The sequence below is a fragment of the Paenibacillus sp. MABNR03 genome (genome assembly GCF_050455445.1).
Classification (GTDB): domain Bacteria; phylum Bacillota; class Bacilli; order Paenibacillales; family Paenibacillaceae; genus Paenibacillus; species Paenibacillus xylanilyticus.
On record NZ_JBCIYR010000002.1, the window covers coordinates 1,062,556 to 1,084,838 of the forward strand.

21 protein-coding genes are annotated in these 22,283 nt (G+C 46.0%); 15 read left to right on the top strand and 6 right to left on the bottom strand.

What is annotated here, in order from left to right; all coding sequences use genetic code 11:
* Positions 1-19 precede the first annotated feature (19 nt).
* The 3 genes from AAIH57_RS13660 to AAIH57_RS13670 all read right to left on the bottom strand — a co-directional run bounded on the left by AAIH57_RS13660 (position 20) and on the right by AAIH57_RS13670 (position 2,750).
* The gene (locus tag AAIH57_RS13660) at positions 20-997 is read right to left on the bottom strand and encodes a type I phosphomannose isomerase catalytic subunit (protein WP_430021988.1); all 978 of its coding nucleotides are present in this window, start codon (positions 995-997) and stop codon (positions 20-22) included.
* A gap of 213 nt (positions 998-1,210) precedes the next feature.
* Positions 1,211-1,795 (bottom strand): class I SAM-dependent methyltransferase, encoded by a 585-nt coding sequence (locus tag AAIH57_RS13665; RefSeq protein ID WP_430021989.1) that lies wholly within the window; start codon positions 1,793-1,795, stop codon positions 1,211-1,213.
* 1 nt (position 1,796) lies between these two features.
* Complete coding sequence (locus AAIH57_RS13670; RefSeq protein ID WP_175399484.1) at positions 1,797-2,750, bottom strand: TIGR01212 family radical SAM protein; 954 nt, start codon at positions 2,748-2,750, stop codon at positions 1,797-1,799.
* 304 nt (positions 2,751-3,054) lie between these two features.
* Between AAIH57_RS13670 and AAIH57_RS13675 the strand changes: the two genes are divergently transcribed.
* Positions 3,055-3,255: a hypothetical protein gene (locus AAIH57_RS13675; RefSeq protein WP_175399485.1), complete on the top strand. Its 201-nt coding sequence runs from the start codon at positions 3,055-3,057 to the stop codon at positions 3,253-3,255.
* 151 nt (positions 3,256-3,406) lie between these two features.
* Positions 3,407-4,156, top strand: a complete 750-nt coding sequence (trmB, locus tag AAIH57_RS13680) for a tRNA (guanosine(46)-N7)-methyltransferase TrmB (RefSeq protein WP_430021990.1) — start codon at positions 3,407-3,409, stop codon at positions 4,154-4,156.
* 323 nt (positions 4,157-4,479) lie between these two features.
* Here trmB and AAIH57_RS13685 read toward each other — a convergent pair whose 3' ends face one another.
* Together AAIH57_RS13685 and AAIH57_RS13690 are read right to left on the bottom strand one after the other, a co-directional pair.
* The gene (locus AAIH57_RS13685; protein ID WP_430021991.1) at positions 4,480-5,622 is read right to left on the bottom strand and encodes an MGDG synthase family glycosyltransferase; all 1,143 of its coding nucleotides are present in this window, start codon (positions 5,620-5,622) and stop codon (positions 4,480-4,482) included.
* Between the two features lie 50 nt (positions 5,623-5,672).
* Positions 5,673-6,200, bottom strand: coding sequence for a phosphatase PAP2 family protein (locus AAIH57_RS13690; RefSeq protein ID WP_175399488.1), 528 nt, complete (start codon positions 6,198-6,200; stop codon positions 5,673-5,675).
* A 699-nt stretch (positions 6,201-6,899) separates the two neighbouring features.
* Here AAIH57_RS13690 and AAIH57_RS13695 point away from each other — a divergent pair.
* The 9 genes from AAIH57_RS13695 (at position 6,900) to AAIH57_RS13735 (ending at position 15,712) form a co-directional block, all read left to right on the top strand.
* A complete protein-coding gene (locus tag AAIH57_RS13695) occupies positions 6,900-8,138 on the top strand; it encodes a glycosyltransferase family 2 protein (RefSeq protein WP_193722149.1) in 1,239 nt (412 codons plus the stop codon).
* 309 nt (positions 8,139-8,447) lie between these two features.
* A complete protein-coding gene (infC, locus tag AAIH57_RS13700; protein ID WP_110821116.1) occupies positions 8,448-8,942 on the top strand; it encodes a translation initiation factor IF-3 in 495 nt (164 codons plus the stop codon).
* A 24-nt stretch (positions 8,943-8,966) separates the two neighbouring features.
* Positions 8,967-9,170: a 50S ribosomal protein L35 gene (gene rpmI / locus AAIH57_RS13705; protein ID WP_017689665.1), complete on the top strand. Its 204-nt coding sequence runs from the start codon at positions 8,967-8,969 to the stop codon at positions 9,168-9,170.
* Between the two features lie 90 nt (positions 9,171-9,260).
* Complete coding sequence (gene rplT, locus AAIH57_RS13710) at positions 9,261-9,620, top strand: 50S ribosomal protein L20 (RefSeq protein ID WP_095288335.1); 360 nt, start codon at positions 9,261-9,263, stop codon at positions 9,618-9,620.
* 556 nt (positions 9,621-10,176) lie between these two features.
* Complete coding sequence (locus AAIH57_RS13715) at positions 10,177-11,217, top strand: BMP family lipoprotein (RefSeq protein ID WP_175399490.1); 1,041 nt, start codon at positions 10,177-10,179, stop codon at positions 11,215-11,217.
* A gap of 333 nt (positions 11,218-11,550) precedes the next feature.
* Positions 11,551-13,089, top strand: coding sequence for an ABC transporter ATP-binding protein (locus AAIH57_RS13720; RefSeq protein WP_175399491.1), 1,539 nt, complete (start codon positions 11,551-11,553; stop codon positions 13,087-13,089).
* Positions 13,082-14,161, top strand: coding sequence for an ABC transporter permease (locus tag AAIH57_RS13725; protein WP_095359125.1), 1,080 nt, complete (start codon positions 13,082-13,084; stop codon positions 14,159-14,161). The genes AAIH57_RS13720 and AAIH57_RS13725 overlap by 8 nt, the downstream gene beginning before the upstream one ends.
* The gene (locus AAIH57_RS13730) at positions 14,162-15,124 is read left to right on the top strand and encodes an ABC transporter permease (protein WP_175399492.1); all 963 of its coding nucleotides are present in this window, start codon (positions 14,162-14,164) and stop codon (positions 15,122-15,124) included.
* Between the two features lie 207 nt (positions 15,125-15,331).
* Complete coding sequence (locus AAIH57_RS13735; RefSeq protein ID WP_175399493.1) at positions 15,332-15,712, top strand: hypothetical protein; 381 nt, start codon at positions 15,332-15,334, stop codon at positions 15,710-15,712.
* 6 nt (positions 15,713-15,718) lie between these two features.
* Here AAIH57_RS13735 and AAIH57_RS13740 read toward each other — a convergent pair whose 3' ends face one another.
* Entirely contained in the window at positions 15,719-16,162 is a 444-nt protein-coding gene (locus AAIH57_RS13740; protein WP_430022155.1) for a GNAT family N-acetyltransferase, read from the bottom strand.
* A gap of 601 nt (positions 16,163-16,763) precedes the next feature.
* Here AAIH57_RS13740 and ilvB point away from each other — a divergent pair.
* From ilvB to AAIH57_RS13760, 4 genes are all read left to right on the top strand, one after another.
* Complete coding sequence (gene ilvB / locus AAIH57_RS13745) at positions 16,764-18,515, top strand: biosynthetic-type acetolactate synthase large subunit (protein WP_175399494.1); 1,752 nt, start codon at positions 16,764-16,766, stop codon at positions 18,513-18,515.
* Positions 18,512-18,994: an acetolactate synthase small subunit gene (ilvN, locus tag AAIH57_RS13750; RefSeq protein ID WP_095288328.1), complete on the top strand. Its 483-nt coding sequence runs from the start codon at positions 18,512-18,514 to the stop codon at positions 18,992-18,994. Before ilvB ends, ilvN begins: the two co-directional genes overlap by 4 nt.
* 301 nt (positions 18,995-19,295) lie before the next feature.
* Positions 19,296-20,288 carry a ketol-acid reductoisomerase gene (ilvC, locus tag AAIH57_RS13755; RefSeq protein ID WP_095288327.1) on the top strand — a complete coding sequence of 331 codons (993 nt, stop codon included), beginning with the start codon at positions 19,296-19,298 and terminating at the stop codon, positions 20,286-20,288.
* Positions 20,289-20,593: 305 nt separating this feature from the next.
* Positions 20,594-22,135 (top strand): 2-isopropylmalate synthase, encoded by a 1,542-nt coding sequence (locus AAIH57_RS13760; RefSeq protein WP_175399496.1) that lies wholly within the window; start codon positions 20,594-20,596, stop codon positions 22,133-22,135.
* The last annotated feature ends 148 nt before the right edge of the window (positions 22,136-22,283 follow it).

Here is a 22,283-nt window from a genome sequence, read left to right on the forward strand (position 1 = left end):
CCCCTCCTTCACTGGTTGATTAAGGTAGATAAGAACGAAGAACGGTTGTATTGCCGTCCAGTGTATAAGAACCCAGATTGGCAGGCAGCAGGTAGCACTGTCCCGAGCTTAATTCGATTTTCTCCTGTGCATCATTGTCCCATTCCAGGGTTCCATTACCTTCACAAACCACAAGAATAGTGAAGCTGTCAGCATGGGTAGAGAGTTCCCAGCGATCCGTAACAATCCCTTTTTCGACGACAAAATAAGGACATTCCGCAAGCTTCAGCCATTCGCCTGGTGTGGCGTTATTGGTTTTCATTGTGGTTGCTCCTGCACCCTCATAGGCAGTCACATTCAACGAATCTTCAACATGAAGTTCACGTGGTTTTCCATCGAGTCCTGGACGATTGTAATCATAGATCCGGTAAGTTGTATCCGAATTTTGTTGGATTTCGGCAACGACAACTCCTGCACACAGCGCATGCACTGTTCCGGCAGGAATAAAGAAGGTGTCTCCTGCCTCCACGGGCACTTGACGAAGTGTGTCCATTACCGTGCCATTCTCCAGTGCTTCCTTCAGTACCGCACGATCGACTCCTTCATTCAAACCATAGATGATGTGCGCTCCTGGTTTGGCATCAAGCACATACCACATTTCCGTTTTACCCAGTTCGCCAGGAGGAAGTGCCTCATAATCATCTGTAGGATGGACCTGTACGGACAGATCGTCATTGCAGTCAAGCAGTTTGATCAGAAGGGGGAAACGCCCGCCTTTTTCGGATACGCCTTTCGTTCCGAGCCATGCCGTTCCCAGCTGTTCCCGTACTTCATCCAGGCCTTTGCCAGCAAGTGCACCATTGATGACTTTGGTTGTACCATTGGGATGATCTGCAATCATCCAGCCTTCTCCAATATGTCCTTCAGGTGGTGTCAGACCGAATTGCTCCAGCGCCCGACCTCCCCATACACGTTCTTTGAACTCGGGTTGAAATTGCAGTGGGTATGGCTTAGACATCGTAATCTCTCCTCTAGTATATGAAATGGTGAATCGATTTAATCAATTCATGCCTGTTGCATTTCCCGATTGTATACGGTTGCAGCAGACGAATATGTAAAGCACGCATCGTCATGACAAGCGAACCGGCAATAAGGCTTGACCGTTATTCATGTACGGCGATGTCGTGCATTTTAATGTGTTCATTTTATGGCATTTGGAGAGTAAAGGAAATTACTTTTTCTCAATGCCAATCAGAAAAGGGGAAGATGACCGCTGCATCTGGCGGTACATTACCACTTGCGCCTGGTCAACAGGCAGAGCGGAGCACCATTCCACGACTGCATCTGCTTCCTGTGCACCTCCGTCGTGGCCAGGGTATAATACTGCAGTTATAATGCCGCGTGGTCTCAATAGACTCAATGCAGCTTCCAGTGCAGCAATCGTGCTGTCCGTTTGAGTAATGATGGAGGCGTCTGCTCCCTCTGCGGGAAGGTAGCCCAAATTAAACATAATCGCGCCTACTGCACCCTGCCATCGTTCAGGAACAGCTTCAGCCATTCGGTCATGGCTTAACTCCATCAAGGAGATGGAGCCGAGCTTCGTACTGTCTTCCTGTTTGCGAATTCGGGCTTGTGCCAGAGTCAGCGCTTGACTTTGAATATCGAAGCCGATCACCTGGCCGCGTTTGCCAACTTGCTGTGCCAAAAAAAGTGTATCCGCACCAGTCCCTACTGTGGCATCGATCGCATATTCCCCAGGCTGCAAACGGGAGGATACCCATTGTTGGGCACAGCTTAGAACAGAAAGAAATCCCATTTTATGCTCCCCTCCAATATTTACCCTGCCATGAATCGCGTAATCGCAGTTCCCGGTCAATGGAATTCAGCACTTCCCACTTTTTCATGGACCACATTGGACCAATCAGCAAATCACGCGGAGCATCCCCAGTAAGGCGGTGCACAATCATGTCCGGTGGAAGCATCTCCAGCGTATCGACAATCAGTTTAATGTACTCGTCCTGTTCCAGGAAACGAAGAAGTCCGGCTTCATATTGTTTAACCATTGGCGTTTTGCGCATCAGATGCAGCAGATGGATCTTAATGCCTTGCACGTCCATATTGGCTACAGCACGTCCTGTATCCAGCATCATTTCATGCGTTTCTTGAGGCAAGCCATAAATGATATGCGTACAAACGCGAATATTCCGTTTCCTCAGCTTCTCAACCGCTTCTTCATAACATTTGGTATCGTGCGCACGGTTAATGAGCGTCGAAGTGGACTCGTGAATGGTTTGAAGCCCCATTTCAACCCACAGGTATGTACGCTCATTCAGTTCGGCCAAGTAATCGACAACATCATCTGGCAAACAATCCGGCCTTGTGGCGATGGAGAGACCAACGACGCCAGGCTGCTGTAAAATGACTTCAAAATACTCACGCAGTTCTTCAACAGGAGCGTATGTGTTCGTGTAAGCCTGAAAGTAACCGATGTATTGGGCCGTTGGCCACTTCAGATGCTGTTTATCTCTAATTGTATTAAATTGAGTGACCAGATCATCCCGTCTGCTGCCGGCAAAATCGCCTGATCCCCGGGCGCTGCAGAAGGTACATCCGCCTTTGGCAATCGAACCGTCACGGTTCGGACAGGTGAATCCCGCGTCAAGCATAACCTTGAACACTTTATTGTTAAACTCGTTTCGCATCTCATAATTCCAGGTATGGAATCGTTTATCTCCCCAGGAAAGAGGAGTTTGTATTGCAGGTGCATTCATCTTCAAGGTGCTCCTTTGGCTGCCGCATTCCCTCTTGGAAGTGACATGTGTTTATCTATTCACGTGATAGAACGGATCCTCAAATCCGTGTCTCCATGGACTTTATCCATTGTATCAAAAAACTCAAAAAAAGGGGAATCCGAACGCAAAAATAGACTGTAAAATCAAGGTTTTCCCCTTGCTAAAGTTTACACCTTGTGTTATATTTAACTTAACGTCAGACAGCATCCAATGGGTACTATTCATCATAGCATTTGAATCAAAATTGACGTCATGGACCATACTATACCGTGAGGTGATATGAATGAATTCCCAAGTTAAAAACAGTAATCTTCATCATGTTTCAGTAGAACTGACGGCAGAAGAGGCACTGGCCTTGACAGGTGTTCGTTTCAATGGCAATCCAAAAGTGGAAGCGGCTGCAAGACAAAAAGTCCGCAATGCTTTCGAAAAGACATTTGATTTTTCACACCAAGATAAGGTAGACTATGAACTATTAAAGTAGTTGGACCCCAATTCCAAATAAATCGAAGAGGGAATCTTTGAGATTTGCCCCAAGTGGCAGATCCGAAGATTCCTTTTTCATTGCTCTTTACAATTGGCCGGTTCTTCGGCAAAATGAGTCTGAGACAAGTATGGACAAACGGAGGAATAAAATGCGTTTACGTGGCAGAAAAGGGATTCGGGAAAATCTGGAGGAGCAAGTGGATCTCGTTGTTCTGGATCCCAAACAGTTCAAGGGGAAATGGTCTGAACTGTTTGGCAATGACCACCCGATCTTTGTTGAATTTGGCATGGGTAAAGGTCAATTTATCAGCCAAATGAGTTATAAATATCCGCAATACAATTTTATCGGCATTGATATGTATGATGAACTGGTGCGCCGGGCAAGTGAAAAGGCTCGCAATGCGTGGAGTCAGGCCGATGTGGAAACCCCGCCCAATGTGAAGCTTGTACTGGCGAACATTGAACAGATCGAGGATGTATTTGAAACGGGAGAGCTGGAACGAATTTATTTGAACTTCAGTGATCCATGGCCAAAAGCCAAGCATGCACGCCGACGTTTGACGCATCCGCGTTTTTTGAAGAAATACACGGAATTGCTTAACAGCAAGGGACAAATTCATTTCAAAACCGATTCGGAGACATTGTTCGAGTTCTCACTTAACGCAATTGCCGACTTTGGTCTGCAAATGACCAATCTGTCCCTCAACCTTCACCGTGATGGATTGAATGAAGAGCATGTCATGACCGAATACGAGCAAAAATTCATGGGTAAAGGCATGAACATCCATCGTGTGGAAGTGATCGTAGGCGAAGAAGCGCTGCGTGAGTATCAGCAAATGCGTCTGGACAAGTATAAAGTACGTGAAGCTTCGGATGAATCCGGAGACGATCAGGAGTAAAAATGTACAAGCGACACAGTGAGGAAGGATTCGTCTGCCTCGTGTGTCGCTTTTTTTGTTCGTAATTCGTGTGATAAAAAATGGATATGCTGCTGTCTCATTGACAATGTCAGTATAGATTTGTTTGGCTACGCACGTTTTGCCTGTCTTCGGGCAATCAATGAGCTGCCGTTCTGTACTTCGTATTCGAAGTCGGCAGGCATTACAGTAATTTGTATTTTATTGCATCCATAAAGACCAAAAAAAGGCACCTTCGATTGAAGGCACCTTTTTTTCTATGCATATGTGCACACGGCTTGTTTGTCGCAGTCCATTCATGGCAATCAGGCCTGATCCGGCTGAAATGGCCTCAGATCCAGAAGATCGATGATGCTTTGTGCACTTTCCATCGGACGATATTTGGCGATCTGTGCCAAATGGCGTTTGCGTTTGCGAACGATGTCGGGATATTTATGTACCAATTTGTTCATCCATTTGACCACAACATCAAGGGAAGTAATCGGCTCTCCCAGTCCTCTAGCTGTAAAGTATTGAACATTCTCTTCTTCCTGACCCGGAATGGGATTATGGAACAACATCGGAATGCCTTTGGCAAGACCTTCGGTGCAGGTCATTCCACCGGGCTTAGTGATAAGCAGATCGGATACTTCCATTAATTTGTCCACTTCTTTGGTGTAACCGATAATGTGAATGTTTTCCTTCCGATATTGCGGATTCTGTTCCATGCTGATCCGGATTTTGTCATTCCGTCCGAGACAGAAAATGATCTGAATATCATTGTGCCATCTAGTCAGAAGCTTATTAACAACTTCGTCACTTAGCATTCCCCAGCCGCCGCCCATAACAAGAACGGTGGGCATATCTTTCAGGTTGAACTTGTTGCGAATCTCATCCCGGCCCGGATGTTCCCAGAAGTTGGGATGAACCGGGATGCCTGTAACTCGTATTTTGTCTGCGGAAACTCCGCGAAGCATTAGTTTGGACTTTACCTCATCTGTAGATACCAGATACAGGTCCACTTCGGGACTAATCCATGTGCCATGAGCGTCATAATCTGTAATGACAGTGCAGAGCGGCACTTGAACCCCCAGACGCTTCAATCTGGATATGACGGCACTCGGAATCGGGTGTGTGCATACAATGGCATTTGGACGCAGCTGCCGTACGATGCTGCGTGTATGAGTGTAAAACAGCTTGTGCAGCGCCAGTGTAGTCAATCGGTTTAATGACTTTTTATATTGATGCCTGTATACGTATCCTACAAGTTTGGGTTGGTTGGTTACCGTTTTTTTGTATGCCGTAATAATGAGTGGTGCAACTCTGGGATTCAGAAAACTTCCGAGCTCAAGCACTTTGGTTTGTACTTCCGGAGAGAGCTTTCTCAAACTGCTGGACAGTGCATAGGCAGCTTGCGTATGACCTGCTCCAAAGCCTTCGGATAGTAGTAATACTCGTTTTTTTTCCACGCTTGCTTCACCTGTTCCTGCTAGGTTTTCCTTAGTCTAACATATCCGCTTTAAGTCCATAATGCAACTGTTGCAAGTGCGACTAAAGTACCGATTGTAGCCCCTGCGAGCACATCCGAAGGATAGTGCAATCCCAGATAAATTCGGGAGAATCCGACAATCAGCGCAACCGGCAGCAGCAGCATCAGCAAATAAGGTTCCATAGCCATAAACGGTACGGTTACTGAGAAGACAGCGGTTGTATGACCTGAAGGAAATGAGTGGTCCGTCAGGGGATTGCGGAATGTAATCGTATCCGGCATGGCCAGATAAGGCCGGATGCGGGGATACAGCCTTTTGGCAATCGCCACGGGAATATGGCTGACAGCCAGTGCGATGCAGGCCTGAAGACCTGTCGTATTCCAAGGAGCTGGAGCGAGCAGCCATACCAATAAGGATACAGCAATAGAAAAGGTTGCTCCGCCCAGATGGGTGAGATAATACAGCCAAAAATTCATAAATCGATTATGAAGTCGACCATTAATCCACATAAACACGTTGCGATCGTACTCTTGAAACTTAACGAATAAACGGCTCATATTGGCCTCCTGCCAGTCAGGCCGCCCGAATTGGCGGCAGTATTTCCGGTATGTTTCCTGTGTCCGGTGTTGTCCTGATTACTATATAACCGTTTTTCGTGAAGTTCAGGTTATTTCAGGTATATGTTTATCATATTTTTAAATGTTGTCCTTTTCAAGAAGAAGACATGTGAACAACGTAAAATTCATGTTAAAGAGTGGTTAATCATCCAACTTAACTTTTTGACTCGGACGAGCTAAAAAAGATACAATGATTCAACATGGCTGAAATGAGGTTAAAAAAATGTGAGTTTTATATTGAACTTTTTGGTGCCTGTTTGCGTTATTTAGGTAAAGCCTCTGGTTGGACAGTACTGGGTAATGAAAAAAGCAGGGACTTTAGAAATAAAAATCAAGCAAACGGCTGAAAATAAGATATAACAGGCATGAATGCGAGGGTGCAGTATCACGAAGTGCCAATTCAGCGTTTAATGTTCACATTTCTGCTTCAGGAAGTGAAATTGCGGTTTTGACAAATGGCTGAAAAGCATCCAAAATCGATAAAGCAGCCAAATTGGTAGCAACCATGCTTGAAACACATGCGTAATAAACAAAAGACCAGGGTCATATTCTGCACATTACAAAAAAACAAAGATGCAGAATCAGGTAGAGAAACGCTAAAGTAAACAGGGTTTGAAAAAAAGGGGGTAACAGAGAACGATGTTGGACGCTATATTCGTCACGATGCAGGTCATATTGGCACTGCTAGCCGTGTACCAATTCACGTTTTCGCTGTTCGGTCTGTATAAGAAAAAGAAAAAGAAACATTATCCTGCGACAAAGTCATTCGCTGTACTCGTTGCAGCGCACAATGAAGAACAGGTCATTGGTGCGTTGATGGAAAACCTGAAACAACTCGATTATCCGGAAGATCTGTACGATGTATTTGTTATCTGCGATAACTGTACGGATGGTACGGCTCAGATCGTCAGAGAACATGGCTTGAATGCATGCGTGCGTACAAACGCCGACCTGAGAGGTAAAGGCTACGCGATTGAATGGATGCTTAAGTATCTGTGGAAATTGCCGCGTCAGTACGACGCCGTTGTGATGTTTGATGCCGATAACCTGGTTGATCGCAATTTCTTGCTTGAGATGAATAACGACTTGTGCAACGGTTCGCGTGTTATTCAAGGTTATATCGATACGAAAAATCCGGAGGATTCCTGGATTACTGCAGCTTATGGCGTATCGTACTGGTACATCAACCGTTTGTGGCAATTGTCCCGTCACAACCTGAACATGGCCAACTTCCTTGGCGGTACAGGTATGTGCTTTGAAACGAACTTGCTGAAGGAAATCGGTTGGGGCGCTACGAGCCTGGTTGAGGACTTGGAGTTTACGATGCGCAGTGTGCAGCGTAACGTATATCCCGTATTTAACTATGATGCAAAAGTATTCGATGAAAAGCCTTTGACATTCAAAGCTTCGGCCAGACAGCGTCTGCGCTGGATGCAAGGCCACTTTACGGTTGCGCGGAGATATTTCTTCCCGCTGCTGTGGCAAAGTATCAAGGAAAGAAGTTTGGTCAAATTTGACCTTGCAGTATATGGAGCGAACGTATACGTTGTATTGCTGACCTTCCTGATGACAGCTGTTATGTGGGTTGATACTGCCATATTCAGTGGTCCGCACATCGCCAACATCTACGGTTACTTCCCATTATGGGTAGGATTCGTTGCCATCGGTTTGAACATTCTCACGTTCCTGCTGTCGATGGCACTGGAGAAGGTTACTTTTGCGAAAGTGTATCTGTATCTGATTGTGTTCCCGATTTATCTGTTATCTTGGTATCCAATTACGTTCTATGCGTTCTTCACGCAGAACAACAAGCAATGGAGCCATACCCAGCATACGCGTGTTGTACGTTTGGATGAGGTGCAGAGCAAGCAGGGATAGAATGGTAAATGGTTAAGAAACCAATGTTTTTAAGGAAATTGTTTAAAAGGTGTTGACTATAGTCAACAATGATGGTATAGTATTCAAGTGCGTTAAATGAATAGTGATGGAATCACAAGCAGAAGTCCGACTTCTCACCTGACCAACATTCACGTTGGCTGGTCAACGATCCCAATAATTTATGAAGTGTATACTCATGAAGAATTGTGTTGATTACAGGGATGTCGGTAGCTTGACCGGCATCCCTTTTATTTTTGTTTAACAGTATTCAAAATGACCTGGAGGTGGACGGTTATTAGTAAAGATCACATGATTAATGATGAGATTCGGGCGAAGGAAGTACGCCTTGTCGGAGCTGAAGGAGAACAAATTGGGATCAAGCCCATTCGGGAAGCACTGCAAATGGCGATTGATCTGAACTTGGATCTGGTCAATGTGGCACCACAGGCTAAACCGCCGGTGTGCCGCATCATGGACTATGGCAAGTTCCGCTATGAGCAGCAAAAGAAAGACAAAGAAGCCCGTAAGAACCAGAAAATTGTTGACATTAAAGAAGTATGGTTCCGTTCCAATATTGAGGAGCACGATTATCAAACGAAGCTTCGTAATGTAGTTAAGTTTTTAAAAGAAGGCGACAAGGTTAAATGTTCTGTTCGTTATCGCGGACGTGAAATTGCGCATGCCGCCATTGGTCAACGGATTCTGGAGCGCGTTAAGGTGGAGGTTGCAGAACTCTGCACCATCGAACGTCAACCGAAACTGGAAGGCCGCAGTATGATCATGATTCTGGCTCCTAAAGCCTGATAACATTGAAGGAGGAAACACAAAATGCCTAAAATGAAAACACACAGCAGTTTGAAAGGACGCTTCAAAATTACCGGTTCCGGTAAAGTCCTTCGTTACAAAGCACACAAAAACCACTTGCTTTCCCACAAATCCAAACGTGCTAAGCGCGTTCTGAACGGTAACCCAGTAATGGCAGCCGGGGACGTAAGACGTTTGAAACAAGGTTTGGCTAACTTGAAAGGCTAAATTTAAAATTAGTACATTCCGTATGGGGGATCGGCTACGGCCGTACACATACCACGGATACATTTATATTTATTTGGGAGGTTCTTTAATATGGCAAGAGTAAAAGGCGGTTTTGTAGTACGTCGTCGTCATAAAAAGGTTTTGAAACTGGCTAGAGGTTATTTCGGTTCCAAACACCGCATTTTTAAAACAGCTAACGAGCAAGTAATGAAATCCCTGGTTTACGCATACCGTGACCGTCGCAACACAAAACGTAACTTCCGCAGACTGTGGATCGTTCGTATTAACGCAGCAGCACGTCAAAACGGTTTGTCTTACAACAAACTGATCCATGGATTGAAACTTGCTGGAGTGGACATGAACCGCAAAATGTTGGCTGATCTGGCCGTTAACGACATCAATGCGTTCAACTCTTTGGCTACTGTAGCTAAAGGCAAAATCAACGCTTAAATTGTATTATGCAAGCCGCCGTACCTTATGGCGGCTTTTTTCACGCCAGAAAGCGCCGGACGAATACAGTGTGGTCCGAGAGGACAAACTTAGATTGGATGCGGTTGACAGCTATCAGACCACTGGCAGATACATAAAAACCGAACGGTCATATAATGCAAATGAAAACTAGGAGTTACTGGTTATTGGTGATAATGATGGTATAATTTTGTTATATAACATCACATCGTTGTAACGTTAGTGTGTTAAACCGCTAAAATTTTAAGCGTTTTCAACAATAAAAGACTAAAAATATGTGATTTTTGGTCATGAAACATCTGGATTTTAACACTGGTTGAATGTATAATCACCTCTAGTAGGCAAGTCCTAAACATTTCTCTCCTAGTCATAATGTTCGGTTTTTCGGCTGATGATCCGGTAAAGTTAAGACGTGAATGTGCTCTTTATGTCGAAGAAACCATACATTCCGCTTGAAAATGATATCTGACATCTGTTCATCGTTCACTATCGACCTGGGTAGGAATTAGGTATATATCATTAAGGGGGAACAAGAGAAATGAAAAAGATGCTCAGCTTGTCTTTGGTCATGTTGCTGGCAGTTTCGGTAATGCTCGCAGGTTGCGGAAGCAAACCGAAGGAAGAAACAAATGCCGGAGGAACTACAGGTGGAGAATCCACTGAAGCAAAATCCGATTTGCAGATCGGTATGGTTACTGACGTAGGTGGCGTAAACGACAAATCCTTTAACCAATCCGCTTGGGAAGCCCTGCAGGCAACTGAAACTGAAACAGGTACTGCTGTAAAATACCTGCAAAGTAAATCTGATGAAGAGTACATTCCTAACCTGAACGAGTTCGTTAAAGGCGGATATGACCTGACTTGGGGTATCGGTTTCCAATTGGCTGATGCAATCAAAACGGTTGCTGACCAAAACCCTGATTCCAAACTGGCGATCATCGACAGTGTCGTTGATTCTCCTAACGTTAAATCCGTAACATTTGCTGAAGAGCAAGGTTCCTTCTTGGTTGGCGTTGTTGCCGGTCTGACTACAAAAACGAACAAAATCGGTTTTGTTGGCGGAATGGACAGCCCACTGATCAAGAAATTTGAAGTTGGTTTCAGAGAAGGCGTTAAAGCAGTTAACCCTGACGCTGAGTTGATCTCCAACTATACAGGTGCATTCGACAAACCAGACCTTGGTAAAGCAGCAGCTGCTACAATCTACAACCAAGGCGCGGATATCATTTTCCACTCTTCCGGTGCTACAGGTAACGGCGTGTTCAACGAAGCTATTGCCCGTAAAAAACAAGGACAAGATGTTTGGGTAATCGGTGTGGACAAAGACCAATCCCTTGAGTTCGGTGACGATGTTACCCTGACTTCCATGATCAAAAAAGTTGACGAAGCAGTTAAGAAAGTAAACCAAGAAGTTATCGACGGTACATTTGCTGGCGGTTCCGAAAACCTGACTCTGAAAGAGAACGGTGTAGGTATTGCTGATACTTCTACAAAAAATGTTTCTGCTGACATCCTTGCTAAAGTAGACGAATACAAAGAAAAAATCATCAACGGCGAAATCAAAGTACCTACAGAGTAATTCGCCTGCGAATTGAATAATCACAGGGCCGGTCTTGACCGGCCTTATGATTGTCAGGATAGGAAAATTTGCTCAGGCCATCATAACATTTGTACGTTGTTTTATAAGATGCTTGTTGGAAACCTTCCAAATGCAGAATCAATGTTTTAGCAATATGCTCCGTAAGGAGCTTTTCTTAAGATTATGGAATTTATACGTTTCAGCTGAGCTGAATGGATTCGATAATCTCAAGAAAAATAACCGCAATCGCGGTCTTTTCCCTTGAACATACGTCGATAGGACGTTTTTCTTACGTTTACGGAACCACACTATATCAGTTATAAGGGTGATTACATGGGTGCAGCAACCCCCGTCGTTGAGTTAAAACAAATCACGAAGCGTTTTCCAGGCATTGTTGCCAACGACGCCATCAGCCTTCAGCTTCGTAAAGGCGAGATTCATGCCCTGCTGGGCGAAAACGGCGCTGGTAAGTCAACGTTGATGAATATTGTATTTGGTCTCTATCAGCCAGATGAAGGTTCCATTGAAGTGAATGGCAAGCCTGTCATGATCGACAGCCCTAACAAAGCAATCGAACTGGGTATCGGCATGGTGCATCAGCACTTTAAGCTTGTACAGCCGTTCACGGTAACAGAGAACATTATTTTGGGATCTGAACCAACGAAAGGTCTCAACATTAACTATAAAAAAGCGGCTGCCGAAGTGCAGCGTTTATCCGAGCAATACGGACTCAAAGTGAATCCGCATGCCAAAATTCATGATATTTCTGTCGGCATGCAGCAGCGCGTTGAAATTGTAAAAACGTTGTACCGCGGTGCTGACATCCTGATCTTTGATGAACCAACGGCTGTTCTGACTCCTCAGGAGATCAAGGAACTGATGGTCATCATGAAAAAGCTCGTCGCCGAAGGCAAATCCATCATTTTGATTACGCATAAGCTGAAAGAAATCATGGAGATCTCCGATACGGTCACCATTATTCGTCGCGGAAAAGTGATCGATTCTGTAAAGACGTCGGAAACGAATCCCAATGAGCTTGCCGAAAAAATGGTTGGGCGTAATGTTACGTTCAAGGTGGATAAAAAACCGGCTACACCTGGAGCCAACGTGCTTGAAGTCAGTAAACTGACTGCCAAGAACAAAGAAGGTATTTCCGTCCTGAATGAACTGAATCTGAATGTTCGTGCAGGTGAAATTTTGGGCATCGCGGGCGTTGATGGTAACGGGCAGAGTGAACTGATTGAAGCCCTGACCGGATTGCGTAAGGTAGATAGCGGATCAATCCGTCTGCAAGGGAAAGAATTGTCCAACCATTCGCCGCGTCATATTTCGGAATCGGGAGTAGGTCATATCCCGGAAGACAGACATAAACACGGATTGGTTCTGGATTTCTCTGTCAGTGAAAATATCGTTTTGGAATCTTATTATAAATCTCCTTACACGCGTAAAGGATTCCTTAATTTCGATGCGATTAAAAAGCAGGCAAAGCGTCTTGTTGAGGCGTTTGATGTGCGGACACCTAGCATTGAAACGAAAGCACGTTCTTTGTCAGGGGGTAACCAGCAGAAGGCAATCATTGCACGGGAAGTCGATAAGAACCCGGAACTGCTTATTGCGGCTCAGCCAACGCGTGGCTTGGACGTAGGTGCTATTGAGTTTGTCCAGAAACAGTTGATTGCTCAGCGTGACCAAGGAAAGGCGGTACTGCTCATTTCCTTCGAGCTCGATGAAATTATTAACGTTTCGGATCGGATTGCTGTCATTTATGAGGGCCAGATCGTCGGTGAGGTGCTGCCGGAAGAAACGAATGACAGGGAGCTCGGCTTGATGATGGCGGGCAGCACCCAAAAGAGAGGTACTGTACATGAGTAAAGTATTGAAATGGTTTACCCGTGATTCCTTTATTCTGCCTATTGTTGCGATCCTTATGGGATTGATCTTGGGCGGTATCGTCATGCTAATTGGAGGATACAACCCCATTGAAGCATATGGCGCACTGTTTAAAAAGGTCTTTGGTGACATGTACAACTTCGGAGAAGCCGTACGTGAGATGACGCCACTCATCATGACCGGTCTTGCGTTTGCCTTTGCGTCCCGTGCGGGACTGTTTAATATCGGTGGGGAAGGACAATTTCTCGTTGGTATGACAGCAGCTACATTTGTGGGGGTTAAATTCGCAGGTCTTCCGATCTATATTCATGCTCCACTGGCACTGATTGCTGGTGCAGTATTCGGTGGTCTGTGGGCAGCGATTGCGGGTTATTTGAAGGCCGCTCGCGGAGTGAACGAAGTTATCAGCAGTATTATGCTGAACTGGATCGGTCTGTATTTGGCTAACCTGATTGTACGCCAGTTTTTGCTGCTTCAAGGGGAGAACCGTTCAGTCGATATCAGTGAATCAGCTTCTATCAGTTTGACTTGGTTATCCGAACTCATGGGCAATTCCCGTGTTCACATGGGAACATTGATCGCCCTGGTTATGGCTGTGCTCTTTTATATCTATATGTGGAAAACCAAGCAAGGATATGAAATCCGTGCTGTAGGTTACAACCCGAATGCGGCTGAATATGCAGGTATGCATGTCAATCGTAATATCGTAAAAGCTATGTTTATCAGTGGTATGCTTGCAGGTCTTGGTGGAGCTTTCCAGGTGCTTGGCGTATTCCAGTACCAGACAGTAATGTCGGGATCTCCAGGAACAGGTTTTGACGGCATTGCCGTTGCCTTGATTGGTTTGAACCATCCGTTTGGTGTGCTCCTGGGAGCGTTGTTGTTTGGTACGCTTACCTATGGATCTGCTGGTATGAGTTTTGCTGCGGACGTACCGCCGGAGATTATTCGGATTGTAATTGGATCGATTATCTTCTTCATTGCGGCACAAGGCATCGTGCGCTGGGTACTTAAACCGTTCTATTCCAAGCGCAAGAAAGAGAAGGTGTTGTAGATGGACTTGTTGACAATTGGGCAAATTATCAATACGACGCTTGTCTTTGCTACCGCATTGATTTTTGCTTCCCTTGGCGGGATATTCTCAGAAAAATCCGGTGTAACTAACCTGGGACTCGAAGGTTTTATGGTCTTCGGTGCATTTGCAGCCGGGATCGGGGCGCACTATGCCCAAGAAGCAGGTATGGGTGGTACAACATCTGCCTGGATGGGTGTTTTGGTTGCTGTGGCATTGGGCGTGCTGGTATCTCTTATTCACGCCGTTGCGTCGATTACGTTTAAGGCAGACCAGATTATCAGTGGTATTGTTATCAACTTCCTGGCAGCAGGAAGTACGCTATATTTGGTTAAATTGCTGTTCGAAGGTTCAGGAGACTCGCCTTTGGTACAGGGCTTCAGCAAATTTGATGTGCCGCTCCTGAAGGATATTCCTTTGCTCGGAGAAGCGTTGTTTAAGAACGTCTACCCAACAACATATTTGGCGATTATTCTAGTGTTCCTGACGTATTATGTACTCTTCAAAACGCCATTTGGACTTCGTCTGCGTTCTGTGGGTGAACACCCGAGTGCAGCCGACACTGTAGGTGTGAAGGTTCGTCGCTATCGCTATGTTGGCGTAATGATCAGTGGTGCACTTGCGGCTATTGGTGGTGCTGCTATCACACTGACAACAACAGGCACGTTTTCACATAATACGGTTTCCGGTCAAGGATACATTGCAATTGCAGCCATGATATTTGGTAAATGGAATCCAATCGGAGCTTTCGGTGCTGCTGTATTCTTTGGATTTTCACAAGCGATCCGAAATTATGTGCAGTTGTTCGAATGGTCTCAAAGTATTCCCCAGGAAATTATTTATATGCTGCCATATCTTCTCACGATTATCGTGCTTATCGCGGCAGTCGGGCGTTCTTCTGCTCCGTCTGCACTCGGCGAACCATACGATCCGGGGAAAAGGTAAGACAAGCAATCGATTAAATTTTTTAACAAGTTTTACAGAGAAAAGGGTCCGCTGCGTGCGGGCCCTTTTTTTGCTTTCTAACAAGCTATTTTCTCAAATCAGAGTGTTAGGTAGAATACCCATATTTTTTAGTAGGGACAAAGAAACAGGCGAAGCAGGTCTTGGACGAATACACTGTTTTGAATGATCCGAGGAGGAGGGGAAAGTATGAAACAACATGTTACGCGTCGTGAAGCGGTGAAATTCATAGGCAAAAATATCGTTGCGGTGAAAAAAGACGGCACTCGGGTAACGGGAAAGCTGTTGAAAGTATCCGGCAATAAATTAGTGCTAAAGCGCATGGATGGTAAAAAAGTGCGCACAAAAGCTATTTTGCCACTGGTATTGTTTGATCTGCTCGCTATTGCTACACTGCCTTATGCTTATGGTCCTGGCCCTGGATTCGGTCCCGGATATGGACCTGGACCGAAACATGGCCCTGGATATGGTCCAGGCTACGGACCGGGATATGGACCTGGCGGCGGCTTTGGCCCTGGCCCTGGATTCGGCCCTTATGGTCCGGGTCCACGTCCACCAGGGTTTTTCTAGGCCATTCTACAATGTTTTTTCCATCTCGTAACAGCGGCTTATCATAATATAACGAACGGTACTGTAACCATTTTTTTGATAAAATTGCAGTCCCTTCATGTTGCCTTCGTCGACCATCACTTTGGATCTCTTACAGCCCCGCGATGCAGCGAAGTTTTCGGCCTTTTGCAGCAAAGTCTGCCCGTACCGTTTGCGCTGCTCCTTCGTAGCCACAGCCATCATATCCACATATAATAGCTCGCCATGCATGAGAAAATGAACAAAAGCAACAGCCTCTTTATTCTGTTCCGGCGAGATCACAAAGGTCATGCCCCTGTTCATTCGCAGGGGTATCTCTTTGCGGATTTTGTTGATTTCATTTGTACTCATATGGGAAAGAGGAACAAGTTGTGAGTCAATTAAACTCATGATGGCCCCATCATCCAGCCTCGATTTGCGTTGCCGAATCACCATGCGTATTCTCCTTTCAGGACCAGTCGTGCTGCTCGTATATCCTATGCCTGCAGCAAGAGAAAAGGTGACTGTATGAAGTGCAGGGAATGGGGATACGTTAAGAAGCGAAGAAGTGTGATGGAAGAAGTTTAAAATTTTTATCTGAATCAGGTATTGACTTATCGGTTAGAGGAATCATATAATGTTCCTAACATTTAACGAGAATATTTAATCGGCTATGAAGAGGACGAAGTTTTAAGGGCTCTTTTGCTCAGAGAGTGGCTGGATCTGCTGAAACCACCACCATAATCCCTTATATACGAGCTCACCTCGGAGCTGTTTTCCTGAAAAGCACTGGATGTCACTCCATCTGCGTATTAGGGAAAATCGTATGTCTGCGTTACAGACAACAGGTATGGAAAACGGCTGTGTCCGTTTGATCTATCGTTTTTTGTACCTGGTAAGGTCCGTTATTGCGAAATTTCGGACAAAGTTGGGTGGTACCACGGAAGCAACAACCTTTCGTCCCTCGCAAGCATTAACTTGTTTGCAGGGATGAAAGGTTTTTTTTGTAACTTCAAATGTCAGAATGGTGTAAATTCCGAGAGGAGGATGACTGATGGGAGCTCAAATTCCAGAAGTACGATCAACAGATGAATTACGTGAAAAATGGATGAAGCCGGAGGTCATTAGCGGATCCGAAATTCTGCTAAGAAGCTTGTTGCTGGAAGGCGTAGAGTGCGTCTTCGGTTATCCAGGTGGTGCAGTGTTGTACATTTACGATGCCATGTATGGTTTTGAGGATTTCAAACACGTATTAACACGTCACGAACAAGGAGCCATTCATGCAGCAGACGGATATGCACGTGCGAGCGGCAAAGTGGGGGTTTGTATTGCTACCTCCGGTCCGGGTGCGACGAATCTGGTAACCGGTATTGCAACGGCTTATATGGATTCCGTACCACTCGTAGTTATTACGGGTAACGTCATTTCCAGCCTGATCGGCTCGGATGCTTTCCAGGAAGCGGATATCACCGGTATTACAATGCCAATTACCAAACACAGCTACCTGGTAAAAGACGTTAAAGATCTGCCGCGTGTCATTCATGAGGCATTCCATATCGCGAATACAGGCCGTAAAGGTCCGGTGTTAATCGACATTCCGAAGGATGTATCAGCCAACAAAACGTTGTTTGAACCAATCACTGAACCGGTTACGCTGAGAGGTTATAACCCTCGGACGGTTCCCAACAAGCTTCAGGTTGATCGTCTGGCTCAAGCGATTCAGGAAGCAGAACGTCCGATGATTCTTGCAGGTGGCGGGGTTGTTTACTCGGGTGGACACGAAGAGCTGTTCGAATTTGTTGAAAAAACGGGCATTCCAATTACGACAACGCTGCTTGGACTCGGAGCATTCCCAAGCGGACATGAACTTTGGACAGGAATGCCGGGTATGCACGGAACATACACATCGAATCAGGCGATTCAACAAGCGGATTTGCTGATTAACATCGGAGCACGTTTCGATGACCGGGTTACGGGTAAACTGGACGGTTTTGCGCCACATGCCAAAATTGTACACATCGATATTGACCCGGCGGAGATTGGCAAAAACATTGCAACAGACATCCCGATCGTTGGTGATGTGAAGACGGTACTCGAAATAGCGAACAAGGAAGTGCAGCGTGCAGAGCGTGCGGATGCTTGGAGAGACCAGATCAAGCAATGGAAACAAGAGAAACCTTACAGTTATACAGATTCCGAAGACGAGTTGAAGCCGCAGTGGGTTGTTGAACTGTTGAATGATACAACCAAAGGTGAGGCAATCGTTACCACAGACGTTGGTCAGCATCAGATGTGGGCAGCGCAATATTACAAGTTCAATCAACCGCGTTCATGGGTAACCTCTGGCGGTCTGGGAACAATGGGCTTTGGATTCCCTTCGGCAATCGGTGCACAGATGGCGAATCCTGACAGACTGGTAATCTCAATTAACGGTGATGGCGGAATGCAGATGTGTTCACAGGAACTGGCAATCTGCGCGATTAATAACATTCCGGTCAAAATTGTCATTATCAACAACCAGGTGCTTGGAATGGTTCGTCAATGGCAGGAAATCATCTATGAGAATCGTTACAGCCACATCGATCTTGCGGGAAGCCCGGATTTTGTAAAACTGGCTGAAGCATATGGTGTTAAAGGACTGCGTGCCACGAACAAGGAAGAAGCTGAACGGGCATGGCAGGAAGCGCTGGATACACCGGGACCGGTCGTTGTAGAATTTGTTGTACGCAAAGAAGAAAATGTATATCCAATGGTTCCGCAAGGAGCAACAATTGATCAAATGCTGATGGGGGATGCTGAGGAATGATTAGACATACGATTTCGATTTTGGTCAACGATCAGCCTGGCGTCCTGCAGCGGGTATCCGGATTGTTCGGTCGACGTGGATTCAACATTGAGAGTATTACGGTAGGCCAGTCGGAAGAAGCGGGTTTGTCGCGTATGGTCATTGTCACCATTGGTGACGACAAAACGCTGGAACAGATTGAGAAGCAGCTCTACAAAATCATTGACGTAATCAAAGTGGTGGATTTCAGCCTTAAGCCGATGGTCGCCCGTGAACTCGCATTGATTAAAGTAAAAGCAGAACCTTCTGAGCGTCCTGAAATTATGGGTGTGGTAGAAACGTTCCGCGCGTCAGTTGTAGACATTGGTCCAAGCAGTCTGATGGTTCAGGTGGTTGGGGATACCGACAAAATTGATGCCATGATCGAATTGCTTAAGCCTTATGGCATTCGCGAACTGTCGCGGACTGGAGTAACTGCACTGGTACGTGGCAACGTATAATTGCCAATAGATCTAAATGTATGGTCTAATATGCATATCGGGAAAGTGACAAGGGTGCGAAAAGAAGCAGTACCAACATACTTCGACTGATTCTTGAATGACATCGTAGTCCTGCATCTGCTGCAAGTCGACATTTTAGTGATGTAACGCTTGAAAAGATAGCTACACCCCCGCTTTAAAGGGCGGGTGTCTGAACGGATCGGATCAGACCCGAGTTGCTGGAACAACCAGCATGCCGGTCCCTTGAGACACCCGCTCATTAATGAAGGGTTCTTTACAATACAAAGGAGGACTTATAAACATGCCAGTAACTACTTATTATGAACAGGATGCAGAGCTTAGCGTATTGAAAGGAAAAACGATCGCCGTAATTGGTTACGGTAGCCAGGGCCACGCCCAAGCACAAAACTTGCGTGACAGCGGCTTGAACGTAGTCATCGGACTTCGTGAAGGTAAATCGTTTGACACTGCGAAAAACGACGGATTCGAAGTATTGTCCCCGGCTGAAGCAACTAGCCGTGCAGATGTGGTTCAAATCTTGCTCCCTGATGAAACGCAAGCTTCTGTATACAAAAACGAAATCGAACCAAACCTGAAAAAAGGCGCAGCATTGCTCTTCTCTCACGGTTTCAACGTTCATTTCGGTCAAATCGTTGCTCCAAAAGACAGCGATGTTCTGCTGGTAGCTCCTAAGTCCCCTGGCCACATGGTACGTCGTACCTATGTGGAAGGATTCGGTGTACCAGGCCTGATCGCGATCGAGCAGGATGCAACTGGTAAAGCAAAAGACATCGGTCTTGCTTACGCAAAAGGTATCGGCTGCACACGTGCAGGCGTTATCGAAACGTCCTTCCGTGAAGAAACAGAAACAGACCTGTTCGGTGAGCAAGCTGTTCTGTGTGGCGGTGTAAGTGCCCTGGTAAAAGCTGGTTTCGAAACATTGACAGAAGCGGGTTACGCTCCTGAAATGGCATACTTCGAGTGTCTGCACGAATTGAAACTGATCGTTGACCTGATGTATGAAGGTGGACTGGCTAGCATGCGCGATTCCATCAGTAACACAGCTGAGTACGGTGACTATGTAACTGGACCTCGCGTTGTGACTGAAGATACGAAGAAAGCAATGAAAGAAGTTCTTTCTGATATCCAACAAGGTAAATTCGCACGTGACTTCATCCTGGAAAACCAATCCGGTCGTGCTTTCCTGACAGCAACTCGCCGCAACGAAGCTGAACACCCAATCGAAGTGGTTGGCGGACAATTGCGTGAGATGATGCACTGGATCAAGAAGTAAGCATTTGCACTTAGAGGTAGTCCAAAAAGTCCTCAATTGATCACGAAGTAGCCCATGAAGCGAACTCGACATCGAATCTTGCGTTTACCTTCGGAGTCCGGTGCTCATGTAGGTTTGCCTACATTCCGCTCCTCCTCCTTCAGGTTCTCGCAACCTTCTCGGTGCTGAATCGTTGACTTTTTGAACATGCACTTATAGAATAAGCAATTTTACAGCTTTAACCGGAAATAGCGGCCGTGCTTATGCGTGTGCCGCTATTGCTGGTTTAGAGGCAATCATACATTACAGTCTAGGAGGTGCGAGGCGTGCGTAAAATCTATGTATTTGACACAACGCTGCGTGATGGTGAGCAATCGCCGGGAGTCAATCTGAACACTCGTGAAAAGGTAGAAATTGCCCATCAGCTCGAGCGGCTTGGGATTGACCGGATGGAAGCCGGTTTTCCGGCAGCATCTCCAGGCGATCTGGCAGCCGTAAATGCAGTAGCGAAAGCGGTTAAGAATATTACAGTTATCGGCTTGTCCCGCTCCAGAGAGCAGGATATTGATGCGGTTAGGGAAGCGCTGAAAGGTGCGCAGGACCCGTGTATTCACGTTTTTCTGGCAACCTCACCTATTCACCGCCAACATAAATTGCGCATGGACAAAGGGCAGGTGCTGGATACTGCTCGTTCAGCCATTCGTTATGCGAAGAAATCTTTTTCCAAAATTGAATTCTCCCTGGAGGATGCAGGCCGTACCGAATATGACTTCCTCGTCGAGATGGTAAACATGGCCGTAGAGGAAGGCGCATCGGTTGTCAACATCCCGGATACGGTGGGATATCTGAGCCCATACGAGTACGGTAACATTTTTAAACATCTCAAAGAGAATGTGCATGGCATTGAAAAAGTACAGCTGAGCGCACACTGCCACAATGACCTGGGAATGGCAACAGCCAATACACTGGCTGCCATTCTGAACGGTGCCGATCAGATTGAAGGTACGATTAACGGAATCGGTGAACGCGCAGGGAACACTGCAATCGAAGAGATTGCCATGGCGCTGGAGACACGTCAGGAATTTTTCAAGGCGAAAACTTCGCTCCAGCTCTCGGAAATTGCACGCACCAGCAGGCTTGTCAGCCGTTTGACAGGGATGGTTGTCCCTGGAAACAAAGCCATTGTCGGCGCCAACGCCTTCGCACACGAATCCGGTATTCATCAGGATGGTATGCTGAAGGAGAAAACAACGTACGAGATCATGACGCCAGAGACCATTGGTCTGAAGGAAAGCAAGCTCGTACTGGGTAAACACTCCGGGCGCCATGCCTTCCGTGAGCGTTTGATTGAGCTTGGATATGAGCTGGAGGACGAAGCATTAAATCGTGCTTTTGCTCAATTCAAGGATCTGGCCGACAAGAAAAAAGAAGTTACAGACGAGGATTTGCTGGCCGTAATTGAAGAGAAATTGCAGGATGCACCTGAGGTGTACAAACTGGAATCCATTTTTGTGACGTATGGGGACGAATCGACTCCGACAGCCAAAGTCCGCATTGCTACACTTGACGGCAGCACGGTTGAAAAGCAAGCGGAAGGAAACGGTTCCGTAGATGCCATTTACAATGCGATTGACCAGGTAAGCGGGGAAGAAGTAACGCTGTCCGATTACTCCATCAAATCGGTTACACATGGTAAGGATGCGCTCGGCGAAGTGCATGTTGTATTGACTCAAAATCAGGTTTCTGTTCAGGGACGCGGCGTAAGCACCGATATTTTGGGCGCAAGTGCACGTGCCTATGTGGACGGCCTTAACCAGCTGATTGAGAAACGCAAAACATATACCAATCGGGTTAACGTGAACCTCTAATAATTATTGCAGCAAGCATAGGATGCATGGATATCTGCGAAGCAGATGGATGCACAATCTAAAAAGTCTGACCCTCAACGATTTCGGAAGGGTCAGACTTTTTGTTATAACTTTAAGTGAACAGGTTTATGAATTAGGACGGATTACG

Excerpts from the sequence above, each read along its gene's own strand:
- ilvN (WP_095288328.1), top strand. The coding sequence starts at position 18,512 with ATGATTAGACATACGATTTCGATTTTGGTCAACGATCAGCCTGGCGTC.
- AAIH57_RS13665 (WP_430021989.1), bottom strand. The coding sequence starts at position 1,795 with ATGGGATTTCTTTCTGTTCTAAGCTGTGCCCAACAATGGGTATCCTCC.
- AAIH57_RS13660 (WP_430021988.1), bottom strand. The coding sequence starts at position 997 with ATGTCTAAGCCATACCCACTGCAATTTCAACCCGAGTTCAAAGAACGT.
- AAIH57_RS13690 (WP_175399488.1), bottom strand. The coding sequence starts at position 6,200 with ATGAGCCGTTTATTCGTTAAGTTTCAAGAGTACGATCGCAACGTGTTT.
- ilvC (WP_095288327.1), top strand. The coding sequence starts at position 19,296 with ATGCCAGTAACTACTTATTATGAACAGGATGCAGAGCTTAGCGTATTG.
- AAIH57_RS13720 (WP_175399491.1), top strand. The coding sequence starts at position 11,551 with ATGGGTGCAGCAACCCCCGTCGTTGAGTTAAAACAAATCACGAAGCGT.
- AAIH57_RS13725 (WP_095359125.1), top strand. The coding sequence starts at position 13,082 with ATGAGTAAAGTATTGAAATGGTTTACCCGTGATTCCTTTATTCTGCCT.
- AAIH57_RS13715 (WP_175399490.1), top strand. The coding sequence starts at position 10,177 with ATGAAAAAGATGCTCAGCTTGTCTTTGGTCATGTTGCTGGCAGTTTCG.
- AAIH57_RS13735 (WP_175399493.1), top strand. The coding sequence starts at position 15,332 with ATGAAACAACATGTTACGCGTCGTGAAGCGGTGAAATTCATAGGCAAA.
- rplT (WP_095288335.1), top strand. The coding sequence starts at position 9,261 with ATGGCAAGAGTAAAAGGCGGTTTTGTAGTACGTCGTCGTCATAAAAAG.
- infC (WP_110821116.1), top strand. The coding sequence starts at position 8,448 with ATGATTAATGATGAGATTCGGGCGAAGGAAGTACGCCTTGTCGGAGCT.
- AAIH57_RS13670 (WP_175399484.1), bottom strand. The coding sequence starts at position 2,750 with ATGAATGCACCTGCAATACAAACTCCTCTTTCCTGGGGAGATAAACGA.
- AAIH57_RS13695 (WP_193722149.1), top strand. The coding sequence starts at position 6,900 with ATGTTGGACGCTATATTCGTCACGATGCAGGTCATATTGGCACTGCTA.
- AAIH57_RS13675 (WP_175399485.1), top strand. The coding sequence starts at position 3,055 with ATGAATTCCCAAGTTAAAAACAGTAATCTTCATCATGTTTCAGTAGAA.
- trmB (WP_430021990.1), top strand. The coding sequence starts at position 3,407 with ATGCGTTTACGTGGCAGAAAAGGGATTCGGGAAAATCTGGAGGAGCAA.
- AAIH57_RS13730 (WP_175399492.1), top strand. The coding sequence starts at position 14,162 with ATGGACTTGTTGACAATTGGGCAAATTATCAATACGACGCTTGTCTTT.
- ilvB (WP_175399494.1), top strand. The coding sequence starts at position 16,764 with ATGGGAGCTCAAATTCCAGAAGTACGATCAACAGATGAATTACGTGAA.
- rpmI (WP_017689665.1), top strand. The coding sequence starts at position 8,967 with ATGCCTAAAATGAAAACACACAGCAGTTTGAAAGGACGCTTCAAAATT.